Raw genomic sequence first — 11,774 nt, 5'->3', positions numbered from 1 at the left:
GTTCAGATTTCCTTTTTGCCACGCAGGGCCTTGAGGATCATCGGCATGGCGGCAAGCGCGCTGAGGCCCAGAATAGGCCCGATGATTTGGGGTTCCCAGAGCAGGGAAAGATCGGGGGTTCCACCCCGGTCAAACACCTCGCCCAAGCCCACGCCAATCCAAGTAAAGACGACGGCACCAGGAATGATGCCCAACACGGTGGTGAAGGCGAAGTTGAAAAAGCGCACGCCGACCAGAGCGGGCAAGAGATTGGCCACGAAAAACGGCACGGCTGGCACGAGGCGCATGAGAAAGAGCACGCTGATCTCGTTCTCATGCAGCCCTTCCTTGAGCCGCTTGAGCGTGCCATCGGAGGTTTCGAGCTTGGCGGCGAGGGTTTGGCCCAGCCCGGCGCGGGCTGCAAGAAAGATGGCGAAGGCCCCGAGTGAGGCGGCGATTACGTTAAAGCCTGTGCCCAGCACGAGGCCGAAGAGAAAGCCGCCCGTGACCGAAGCCACCGCCGCGCCGGGAAGCGAAAAGGCCACGATCACGAAATAGATTGCGATGAAGGCGAGCGCCATCAGGGTGATATTCGCGTCGCGATAGGCCAAGAGCGCCTCGCGATTGTCGCGCAGCGTATCGAAGGTGAGATAATCGCGGAGCGTGATGAACCCGACCACCGCTACGATCAGAATGATCGCAAGCGGCAGATGCCGTGCGACGGAGGGCTTTGCCCCTTTGCTGTTGCCTGTACTGTGATCCATGATCGCTATCGTCTCGCTTTGGGTTGGGCCTCTGACATCTAGTTGCATGCTGCGGGTGCCCTGCGCCAGTGGCCTCACGCGGGGGTGATCATGGGTGATGGGATGACGCGGTGTTGGGCCTGTGTTATGCAGAGTTTGTAACATTCATTGGCCCGGTTGGAGCATGTTTTTGTTGCAAATCTCTGGCCCGGGGTTTGACACGGGAAAATGGGCGCTCTATAGGACGGGCTTCGGATAGATATGATCGTTGCGCGATTCCTCAGACGCGTGGCCCAATAAGTCGGAGACGGAGCGATGAAACGCACCTTTCAACCCTCGAACCTCGTTCGCAAGCATCGCCACGGTTTCCGTGCGCGTATGGCAACCAAAGCTGGCCGCAAGATTCTGAATGCGCGCCGTGCACGGGGCCGCAAGTCGCTCTGCGCATAAGCGCGCGCGATAGCGAGACGAAAATGACACCGCCGGAGGCCCCCCGCAGTGATGCAGGGATAACGCCACCGGCGGTTTCGTCATGTTCACCGCGAGCCACTGAGCCGCAAGGCCATGTACCGGAAAAATGGACAGTGCTGCGCAAGCGCGCTGATTTTCTGGCGGCGGCGCGGGCGCGGCGGCAGGGCACCGGATCAATGCTGGTGCAGGGGCGTGACCGGCGCGATGGTGATACGGCAATCCGGGTTGGGTTTACCTGTTCCAAGAAGGTTGGCAATGCCGTGGCGCGCAACCGTGCCAAGCGGCGGCTGCGCGCCTTGGCGCGCGAGCTTTTGCCCGCTCAGGGCCTGCCGGGATGGGACTATGTGCTGATCGGCAAGGCGGAAGAGACCGGCGCGCGCCCCTATGAGGCGCTTAAGCGTGATCTGGCTTATGCGCTGCGCAAGCTGTCGGGGGGGGCATGAGCCCGCTTGCGCATGTGCTGGCGCTGCCTATTCGGGCCTATCGGCTGATCCTGAGCCCTTGGGTGGGCTGGCATTGCCGCTATCATCCGACGTGCAGCCAGTATGCGCTGGACGCGCTGGAAAAGCATGGCGCGTTGCGCGGGGGGCTGTTGGCGGGCTGGCGTATCCTGCGGTGCAACCCCTGGGGACAATGTGGCCATGACCCGGTGCCCGAGCCGCGCAAGAGGCGGGACGCTGCGGAATAAAAGGACGAATCGCCCTTTTACCTCATGCCTATCCATGCAATAGGGAAGCGCCAAACGAGCTGTCCATGGAGATATGCGATGGAGATTCGCGAGGCCCTCACCTTTGATGATGTTCTGCTGGTGCCGGCGGCATCGAGTGTGCTGCCCAACACGGCGGATACACGGACGCGCGTGACGCAATCCATCACGCTGAACATTCCACTTTTAAGCTCGGCCATGGATACTGTGACCGAGGCGCGTATGGCGATTTCCATGGCGCAATCGGGTGGCATGGGGGTGATCCATCGCAACCTGACCATCGAGGAACAGGCGCGTGAAGTGCGCCGCGTCAAGCGGTTCGAAAGCGGGATCGTCTATAATCCCATCACGCTCAGCCCCGATCAGACGCTGGCCGATGCCAAGGCGTTGCAGGACCGCTATAACGTCACCGGCTTTCCGGTGGTGGATGAGACCGGGCGCGTGGTGGGGATTGTGACCAATCGCGACATGCGCTTTGCCGAGGATGACCGCACGCCGGTGCGGGTGATGATGACGAGCAATGATCTGGCAATCCTGCAAGAGCCTGCGGATCGCGACGAGGCCAAGAGCCTGATGAAGGCGCGGCGGATCGAGAAATTGCTGGTGACAGACAAGGCGGGCAAGTTGACCGGCCTTTTGACGCTGCGTGACACAGAGCAAGCGGTGCTCAATCCGACGGCCTGCAAGGATGATCTGGGTCGGTTGCGGGTGGCGGCGGCGTCAACCGTCGGCGATGCCGGGTTCGAGCGGTCGCAGGCGCTGATTGATGCGGGCGTCGATATGGTGGTGATCGACACCGCGCATGGCCATTCCGAGGGCGTGGCGCGCGCCGTCGAGCGGATCAAGGCGCTGTCCAATGCCGTTCAGGTGGTGGCGGGCAATGTCGCCACAGCCGAGGCCACGCGCGCCCTGATCGGGGCCGGGGCCGATGCCGTCAAGGTGGGGATTGGCCCTGGCAGCATCTGCACCACGCGGATGGTGGCGGGTGTGGGCGTGCCACAGCTGACCGCTGTGATGGACAGCGCGCGCGCCGCTGGCGACGTGCCGGTGATCGCCGATGGCGGGATCAAGTTTTCGGGTGATTTCGCCAAGGCGATTGCGGCGGGTGCGTCTTGTGCCATGGTGGGCAGCATGCTGGCGGGCACCGATGAAAGCCCCGGTGAGGTCATTCTGTATCAAGGGCGGTCGTTCAAGGCCTATCGTGGTATGGGAAGTTTGGGCGCAATGGCGCGCGGTTCGGCGGATCGCTATTTTCAAAAGGATGCCGCCAGTGACAAGCTGGTGCCCGAGGGCGTTGAGGGCCAGGTGCCCTACAAAGGCGCTGCAGGCAGCGTGATCCATCAGCTTGTGGGGGGGCTGCGGGCCGCGATGGGCTATACCGGCTGTGCCACTGTCGAAGAGATGCGCCATAACTGCCAATTCGTGCGGATTACCGGTGCGGGTCTCAAGGAAAGCCATGTGCATGATGTGCAGATCACCCGTGAGAGCCCGAACTATCGGATTGGCTAGGGTTTTCATTGTGTTGTGCGGTGTTCTTGAGGTGAAGCGGTGACGCCCGGCGCGCGCGTCGCCGCAGCCATCGAGGTGTTGGAGCGTATTCGCGCGGGCGAGCCTGCGGAAAAGGCGCTGACCAATTGGGCGCGGACGGCGCGCTATGCTGGCTCCAAAGATCGCGCGGCGTTGCGCGACCATGTGTTTTCGGTGCTGCGCTGTTGGCGGTCTTGTGCTGCGTGGGGCGGCGGTGAGGATGGCCGCGCCCTCATGCTGGGCAGTTTGCGCCTGCAAGGGATTGATGCAGATACGGTTTTCACGGGAGAGGGGCATGCGCCCGCGCCGCTGACGGAGGTTGAGCGCGTATCAGCTGTGCCGGATGCGACGGCGGTGCGTGACCTGCCCGATTGGCTCTGGGAGCGGTTTGAGGCGTCTTTGGGGGCCAATGCAGAGGCTGCTGTTGAGGCTCTGCGCGTGCGGGCCCCGATCATGCTCCGGGTGAATGCACGGCGTGCCACGCGCGCGGCGGCGCAGGCGCGGCTGGCCAGTGAGGGGATCGTGGCACAGCCGGTAGAAATTGCCAGACATGCGCTGCAAGTGATTGACGGCGAGAGGAAAATTACAACATCGCAGTGCTATGCCGAGGGCTGGGTCGAGCTTCAGGATGGCAGCAGTCAGGCGGCGATGGAGGCGCTTGATCTGCCGGACGGGGCGCGGGTTCTGGATTATTGCGCAGGTGGCGGTGGGAAGGTGCTGGCCTTGGCCGCGCGCGTGACAGGCGCGTTCTTTGCCCATGATGCGGCCCCGCAACGGATGCGCGACCTGCCGGTTCGGGCGGCGCGAGCCGGGGTTGATGTGGGCCTTCTTACGCAGCCCGAGGGGGAATTTGACCTTGTTTTGTGCGATGCGCCCTGTTCGGGCAGCGGCACTTGGCGGCGCACCCCCGAGGCGAAATGGGCGTTGACACCGGAGCGGTTGGAAGAGTTGACGCGGCTGCAGCTGGGTATTCTGTCAGAGGCCGCGCCGTTGGTCGCCCCGGCCGGACGATTGGTCTATGCGACATGCTCTGTCTTAAAAGAAGAAAATCAAGACGTTATAGCGCGTTTTGCAAGTGAAAATCCCGAATGGACGGTGCGCTATATGCAGCACTGGCCGATTTCGGAAACGGGTGACGGGTTTTTTCTCTCTCAATTAGAGAGAGTGCGTTAATAATCCATCAACCTTGACGGGTGTATTTGGCCACCGTTAAGTCTCGCTTAACTGTTCGTCCGTAAAACGGTGCAGGAATCGTGAAGCGAGGGCACGGCGTGGCGTTCATCCCGCAGGCAGGAGAACAATTTCAGCAAGCGGCGCTGCGGCTTGGGCCGCGTGCCGGTCTGTTGATGCTGGCGGCGGCGCTTTTTGCGGCTACGGCCTTCTTTGTGCCACCGGGTCAGGGGCAATGGCTTTTGGTGTTGGTCGCGGCGACGCTTGGCGGTGTCGCGCTCTGGGTTATGGTCGTCACGAGGGGGATCAACCGGCGGGCCAAGGGAGGGCGGCAGGCGGTGGCGCATCTGGCACAAGACATGCTGGAGGCGGATCCGGTGCCGCTGGTTTTGACCGGGGGCGCGGGGCATCTGATCCATGCCAATGCCGCCGCGCGGCGCCTGTTGGCGGCGGATCGTGCAACGTCGCTTGTGGGTGCGCTGCGCGAAGTTCTGGCCAATCCCGAACCTATCCTGTTTCGGATGGAGGCGCGCGCGCTGGCCAAAGGGGCGGCGGTTGAGGATTTGGTGACGCGGGGCGGGCATCTGCGTATCGGTGTGCATCGGAGCGGCGACGAGCATTTCCTATGGCGGATCGAAAAATCTACTGAAAATGTGCCGCGCGAGGCCGAGGCGCAGGCCCTGCCGATGCTTACATTGGGCCGTCGCGACGCGGTTCTCTTTATGAATGCGGCGGCGCGGGATCTGGTGGGCGAGCGGGTACGGACGCTGGACCGGCTGTGCGTCGCACCGCCGCTGCGCCCCGGTGCGGTCAATGACATCGCGACCCCGGATGGCCCCATGCCCTGCCTTGTGGTGGTGCGCGAAGGGATGGCCGGGCGGCGTGAGATGTTTCTTTTGCCGGGGGTCGAGGGGGGCGCACGCGCGCTGGATGGCTGGGCGTTTTTCGATGCGCTGCCGGTCCCTCTGTTGAAGGTGTCGGCACGGGGGCTGATCCAGCTGTCAAACCGGCCTGCCCGCGAATTGCTGGGTGTTGAAAGTGTGACGGCCTTGAGTTTGGGAGATACGCTTGAGGGTTTGGGCCGGTCGATCACGGATTGGCTAGGGGATGCGGCGGCGGGGCGTGGCACGGTGCATGCCGAGTTTCTGCGCGTACGCCGCCAGGATCGCGAGGTTTTCGTGCAGGTCACGCTGAACCGTACAATGGAGGGGGACGAGCCGGTTTTGATCGCGGTGCTGAGCGATGCCACCGAACTCAAGACATTGGAGGCGCAATTTGTCCAAAGCCAGAAAATGCAGGCCATCGGGCAGCTTGCAGGAGGGGTTGCGCATGATTTCAACAACCTTTTGACGGCGATTTCAGGGCATTGCGACCTCTTGCTCTTGCGCCACGATCAGGGTGATCCCGATTACGGTGATCTCATGCAGATCAACCAGAATGCCAATCGCGCGGCGGCGCTGGTCAGCCAATTGCTGGCCTATTCGCGAAAACAGACGTTGCGCCCCGAGGTGATTGACCTGCGCGACACGCTTGCAGATCTCACGCATTTGCTAAACCGGCTGGTGGGAGAGAAGATTTCGCTCTCGCTCAGCCACGATCCAACGCTGGCCGCAATTCGTGCCGACAAGCGGCAGCTGGAACAGGTGTTGATGAACCTTGTGGTGAACTCGCGCGACGCCATGCCAGCGGGTGGGGAAATTCGGATTGTTACCCATAACCTGACCTTGACCGAGGCACTGTGTCGGGATCGGGCCGTGGTCCAGCCGGGGCGGTATGTTTCGGTGCAGGTGATCGATGCAGGAGCGGGGATCGCACCGGACAAATTGCAAAAAGTGTTCGAGCCCTTCTTTACCACCAAGCGCACGGGTGAGGGCACGGGCCTTGGCCTCTCGACGGCCTATGGCATTGTAAAACAGACCGGCGGTTTCATCTTTGTGGATAGTACTCTGGGCGAGGGCACCTGTTTTCAGTTGCTGTTTCCGGCCTATTTGGGCGAGCCGCAGAGCGTGCGCGAGGTGCCCCGCCTGGCGGTATCGGAAACGCGCGGCTGTGGCGTTGTACTGCTGGTGGAAGACGAGGCCCCTGTGCGCGCCTTTGCCAGCCGGGCGCTGCAATTGCGCGGCTTTACCGTGCTCGAGGCTGAATCGGCGGAAGATGCTCTGGAAATCCTCGAGGATCCGGATCTCCAGGTTGATGTGTTTGTGACCGATGTGGTCATGCCGGGGATCGACGGGCCCGGCTGGGTGCGGCGGGCGCTGACGACACGCCCTGCGGCACGGGTGGTGTTCATGTCGGGCTATGCCGAAGAGACCTTTGGCGACCGGCAGGCATGCATTCCGCAATCGGTTTTCCTGCCCAAGCCGTTTTCGCTCAATGAATTGACAGAGACGGTGCAGCGCCAGTTGAGGTAAGGGCAAGGCTTGCGAGGGCGCGGGCGATCAGGTCTGCGCGTCTGGCTCGGGCTTTGCTCGGGCGGGTTGGGGCGTATAGGCACCGCCTGCGCCGATCCCGGACCAGAGCGTGAAATCCTCGGCATATTTGCGCCGCAACCGGGTCTCGATCCGGGGCGAGAGGCTGAGGGGCAGGGCGGGGGAGCGGTTGAGCGGGGCAGGGTCGACCGCCACGCCAAGCCGGGCCGCGAGAAAGCTGCGCAACCCCGGCTGATCCTCGTAACGGAAAAGATGGGTAACCTGGGCCCCGCTGCGTTGGGGCTCTAGAAACTTGGCCTGACTGCCGACCCGGGCGTAAGCTGGTGGCTCGCCGGTGCAATAGGCGCTCACGAAATCATCAAAGCTAAGCCCTTGGGTGCTGTTGGCGTGGCCGGCAAGTTCCGGGCGCTGGCGGTAGCGATACCAACTCCCAAGCCAGTCGCGCGGTTCACGCATCACCGCAACGATATCAAACGGGCCGTCAAAGAAGCGCTCGATCATCGGTCGAAAGAATCGGTTGTAGCGAAACACTGGCGCATGTTTGAGCTCGGGCGGGGCCGAGACGGCAATCGCGGCCTGGGGGGCGAGGGCGGTCTCATAGGCGGTGCTGCCGGTCTTGGGGACCGACAAGAGCACCAGCCGCGCCTTGGAAAACACCAGCATTTGCGCCTCTCGCAGGGAAATTTCATCGGTTTCGGCTTGTGTAAACTACTTGTTAATCTTGCGCGCCGAAAGTGGGGGCATCAGAATTTTCTTGAAATGTTCACATTTTGTCCGCATAGAGATGAGAACAAGAGGTGAACGCAGGCAATGATTGCCGCCCGTGACAGGGTGTGGAATAAGGGACCGAACAAATGGCAACGGCAGATCTTCTCTCGATGGATAACAAGCGGAACGCGGACAAGCAAAAGGCGCTCGACAGCGCGCTGGCGCAGATCGAACGGCAGTTCGGTAAAGGCTCGATCATGAAGCTGGGCGGCGACAACGCCGTCAAGGATATCGAGGCCACGTCGACCGGCTCGCTCGGGCTCGACATCGCTCTGGGTATTGGCGGAATTCCCAAAGGCCGGATCGTTGAGATTTATGGCCCCGAAAGCTCTGGCAAGACCACGCTGACACTGCATTGCGTGGCCGAAGAACAAAAGAAGGGCGGGGTTTGCGCCTTTGTCGATGCTGAACACGCGCTCGACCCGGTCTATGCGCGTAAGTTGGGTGTTGATCTGGATGAATTGCTGATCTCGCAGCCCGATACCGGCGAACAGGCGCTCGAGATTGTCGACACGCTGGTGCGCTCGGGCGCAGTGAGCATGATCGTGGTCGATTCCGTCGCCGCCCTTACGCCCAAGTCGGAGCTTGAGGGGGAAATGGGTGATAGCAGCGTGGGCGTGCATGCCCGCCTGATGAGCCAGGCCATGCGCAAGTTGACCGGCTCGATCAGCCGGACCAATTGCACGGTGATCTTCATCAACCAGATCCGCATGAAGATCGGCGTGATGTTCGGCAGCCCCGAGACCACGACCGGCGGCAATGCCCTGAAATTCTACAGCTCCGTGCGCCTCGATATTCGGCGCATCGGCTCGATCAAGGATCGCGACGAGGTGGTGGGCAACACGACCCGCGTCAAGGTGGTCAAGAACAAGGTGGCACCGCCCTTCAAGCAGGTGGAATTCGACATCATGTTTGGGGAAGGGATCAGCAAGACTGGCGAGTTGATCGACATTGGCGTCAAGGCAGGCGTGGTGGAGAAATCCGGCAGTTGGTATAGCTATGGCGACCAGCGAATTGGACAGGGGCGCGAAAACACCAAGGGGTTTCTGCGCGACAATCCGGCCATGGCGATTGAGATCGAGGACAAGATTCGCGCCTCGCATGGGCTTGATTTTCACATGACCGAAAGCTCTGATGACGGCGATGTAATGGAGGCTTGAGGGCCGCTGAGGCGGAACTTGACCGACAGTAAGAGGCCCGTGCGCTGCGCGGGCCTTTTTCTTGCGGTGGACATGCCCGGACGGCCCCGTTAAATCAGCGGAACGCAGGCCCACACACGCCCCGGAAAGAGATGCCCATGCCCACGCTGAATGAAATCCGTTCCACTTTTCTGAGCTTTTTCGAGCGCAACGATCACCGCGTTGTCGACAGTTCACCGCTTGTGCCGCGCAACGATCCGACGCTGATGTTTACCAATTCCGGCATGGTGCAGTTCAAGAACTGTTTTACCGGGGTGGAGCATCGCGATTATGTGCGCGCGACCACCAGCCAGAAATGCGTGCGGGCGGGCGGCAAGCACAACGATCTGGATAATGTGGGCTATACGGCGCGGCATCACACGTTTTTCGAGATGCTGGGCAATTTCAGTTTCGGCGATTATTTCAAGGAACAAGCGATCCCCTATGCTTGGGATCTTTTGACCAAGGATTTCGGGATCGACAAATCCAAGCTTTTGGTCACGGTTTATCATACCGATGATGAGGCCGCGAATATCTGGAAGAAATACGCAGGCCTCAGCGATGACCGGATCATCCGGATCAAGACGGATGATAATTTCTGGTCGATGGGATCGACGGGCCCCTGCGGCCCCTGCACCGAGATTTTCTATGATCATGGCGACAGCATCTGGGGCGGCCCTCCGGGCAGTGCCGAGGAGGATGGCGACCGGTTCATCGAGATCTGGAACCTTGTCTTCATGCAGAATGAGCGGTTCGAGGATGGCTCGATGCGCGCGCTTGACATGCAGTCGATTGACACAGGCATGGGCCTCGAGCGGATTGGCGCGCTATTGCAGGGCAAGCATGACAATTACGACACGGATTTGATGCGCAGCCTGATTGAGGCGAGCGCGCATGCGACGAGCCAGGATCCGGATGGTCCGGGGCGGGTGCATCACCGGGTGATCGCGGATCACTTGCGGTCGACGTCGTTTTTGATGGCTGATGGCGTGATGCCGTCCAACGAGGGGCGCGGCTATGTGCTGCGCCGGATCATGCGGCGGGCGATGCGGCATGCGCATATGCTGGGGGCGAAGGACCCGGTAATGCACCGTTTGGTGCCTGCCTTGGTGGCGCAGATGGGGCAGGCCTTTCCGGAACTGGGCCGCGCACAGGCGATGATCGAAGAGACGCTGAAGCTGGAAGAAACGCGGTTCAAGCAGACGTTGGAGCGCGGCTTGCGGCTGCTGGATGACGAGTTGAGCGATCTGGCCGAGGGCGCGGCCCTGCCGGGTGTGACGGCGTTCAAGCTTTATGATACCTATGGTTTCCCGCTTGACCTGACGCAGGATGCGCTGCGTGAAAAGGGGCGTGACGTGGATACCGCCGGGTTTGACGCGGCAATGGCCGAGCAAAAGGCCAAGGCGCGCGCGGCTTGGGCGGGTACGGGCGAGGCGGCGGATCAAGCGGTCTGGTTCGATATTGCCGAGGAAAAAGGCACGACGGATTTTCTGGGGTATGACACGGAGCGGGCCGAGGGGCAGATCGTGGCCTTGGTGCGTGACGGGGTCCGGGTCAGCGCGGCAACCATGGGCGAGAGCGTTCAGATCGTGCTGAACCAGACGCCGTTTTATGCGGAATCGGGGGGGCAGGTGGGCGATAGCGGCCTGCTCAAGACCGAAACAGGTCAGGTGCGTGTGACCGATACCAAGAAGGTGGCGGGCGTTTTCGTGCATATCGCCGTGGTCGAAACCGGAGAGATCAAGGCGGGGCAGGCGGCACAGTTGGAGGTGTCGCATGCCCGCCGGAGTGCGATCCGGGCCAACCATTCGGCGACGCATCTCTTGCATGAGGCGCTGCGCGGCGCGCTTGGCGAGCATGTAGCACAGCGTGGCTCGCTGAATGCGGAGGACCGGCTGCGGTTCGATTTCAGCCATGCCAAGGCGCTGAGTGCTGCGGAGTTGGAGCGGGTCGAGCGCGAGGTTAACGACTATATCCGCCAGAATGCGCCGGTTGAGACGCGGATCATGGCCCCCGATGACGCGCGTGCGCTTGGCGCACAGGCGCTTTTTGGTGAAAAATACGGCGATGAGGTGCGTGTCGTGTCGATGGGGCAGGCCGAGGGATCGGGCAAGGGTGCTGATGGTCGGACCTATTCGATCGAGCTGTGTGGCGGCACGCATGTGCGGCGCACGGGGGATATCGGTGTTTTCGTGGCGCTTGCGGAGTCGGCGTCGAGTGCTGGCGTGCGCCGGATCGAGGCGCTGACCGGTGCGGCGGCGTTCGATTATCTGAGCGGGCAGGCGGCGCGTTTGGGGCAGGTGGCCTCGGACCTGAAGGCGCGGCCCGAGGATGTGGCGGAGCGCGTCAAAGTGCTGATGGAGGAGCGCCGCGCATTGGCCAATGAGGTGGCGCAGCTGCGCCGCGAATTGGCGATGTCAGGCGGGGCCGGGCAGGGAGGTGGCGCTGAGGCGCGCGAGGTGGGCGGTGTCAAGCTCATCGCGCAGGTGCTAACGGGCGTGCAGGGCAAGGATCTGCCGCCGCTCATCGACGAGCATAAGGCGCGGCTTGGCTCTGGTGCGGTCTTGCTTATTGCCGATACCGGCGGCAAGGTGGCTGTAGCGGCGGGTGTGACCGAGGATCTGACCGACAGGATATCGGCGGTGGAGATGGTGCGCGCGGCGGTGGCCGAACTGGGCGGCAAGGGCGGCGGTGGCCGTGCGGATATGGCGCAGGGCGGCGGTACGAGCATGGACGGGGCGGAGGCCGCGATTGCGGCGGCCACCGGGGTTATCGAGGGGGTCATGACCTCCTAGGGAGGATG

General features: G+C 62.2%; 10 protein-coding genes. 8 read left to right on the top strand and 2 right to left on the bottom strand.

Translation table 11 applies throughout. From position 1 onward, the window contains the following. Nucleotides 1-2 precede the first annotated feature (2 nt). Complete coding sequence (locus RAK1035_RS15335) at nt 3-743, bottom strand: TVP38/TMEM64 family protein (protein WP_008281033.1); 741 nt, start codon at nt 741-743, stop codon at nt 3-5. A gap of 294 nt (nt 744-1,037) precedes the next feature. Between RAK1035_RS15335 and rpmH the strand changes: the two genes are divergently transcribed. The 6 genes from rpmH to RAK1035_RS15305 all read left to right on the top strand — a co-directional run bounded on the left by rpmH (nt 1,038) and on the right by RAK1035_RS15305 (nt 7,007). Continuing rightward, nucleotides 1,038-1,172 (top strand): 50S ribosomal protein L34, encoded by a 135-nt coding sequence (gene rpmH, locus RAK1035_RS15330; RefSeq protein WP_008281032.1) that lies wholly within the window; start codon nt 1,038-1,040, stop codon nt 1,170-1,172. Nucleotides 1,173-1,195: 23 nt separating this feature from the next. Then, the gene (gene rnpA, locus RAK1035_RS15325; protein WP_037297652.1) at nt 1,196-1,636 is read left to right on the top strand and encodes a ribonuclease P protein component; all 441 of its coding nucleotides are present in this window, start codon (nt 1,196-1,198) and stop codon (nt 1,634-1,636) included. Next, a complete protein-coding gene (gene yidD / locus RAK1035_RS15320) occupies nt 1,633-1,881 on the top strand; it encodes a membrane protein insertion efficiency factor YidD (RefSeq protein WP_008281030.1) in 249 nt (82 codons plus the stop codon). Before rnpA ends, yidD begins: the two co-directional genes overlap by 4 nt. 78 nt (nt 1,882-1,959) lie before the next feature. Next, on the top strand, nt 1,960-3,408 hold the full coding sequence (guaB, locus tag RAK1035_RS15315) for an IMP dehydrogenase (protein ID WP_008281029.1): 1,449 nt from the start codon (nt 1,960-1,962) through the stop codon (nt 3,406-3,408). 39 nt (nt 3,409-3,447) lie between these two features. Continuing rightward, nucleotides 3,448-4,599, top strand: coding sequence for an RsmB/NOP family class I SAM-dependent RNA methyltransferase (locus RAK1035_RS15310; RefSeq protein ID WP_008281028.1), 1,152 nt, complete (start codon nt 3,448-3,450; stop codon nt 4,597-4,599). Between the two features lie 98 nt (nt 4,600-4,697). Continuing rightward, nucleotides 4,698-7,007, top strand: coding sequence for a hybrid sensor histidine kinase/response regulator (locus RAK1035_RS15305; protein WP_008281027.1), 2,310 nt, complete (start codon nt 4,698-4,700; stop codon nt 7,005-7,007). 27 nt (nt 7,008-7,034) lie between these two features. Here the strand turns inward: RAK1035_RS15305 and RAK1035_RS15300 are convergent, their stop codons facing one another. Continuing rightward, a complete protein-coding gene (locus RAK1035_RS15300; RefSeq protein ID WP_008281026.1) occupies nt 7,035-7,688 on the bottom strand; it encodes a hypothetical protein in 654 nt (217 codons plus the stop codon). Nucleotides 7,689-7,879: 191 nt separating this feature from the next. Between RAK1035_RS15300 and recA the strand changes: the two genes are divergently transcribed. After that, on the top strand, nt 7,880-8,953 hold the full coding sequence (gene recA / locus RAK1035_RS15295) for a recombinase RecA (protein WP_008281025.1): 1,074 nt from the start codon (nt 7,880-7,882) through the stop codon (nt 8,951-8,953). A gap of 137 nt (nt 8,954-9,090) precedes the next feature. Beyond that, entirely contained in the window at nt 9,091-11,766 is a 2,676-nt protein-coding gene (alaS, locus tag RAK1035_RS15290; protein WP_037297649.1) for an alanine--tRNA ligase, read from the top strand. Nucleotides 11,767-11,774 lie beyond the last annotated feature (8 nt).

It is taken from the genome of Roseovarius sp. AK1035 (assembly GCF_003288315.1).
Classification (GTDB): domain Bacteria; phylum Pseudomonadota; class Alphaproteobacteria; order Rhodobacterales; family Rhodobacteraceae; genus Roseovarius; species Roseovarius mucosus_A.
The sequence above is the reverse complement of the archived record's forward strand: the minus strand, read 5'-3'. Positions and strand labels throughout refer to the sequence as shown.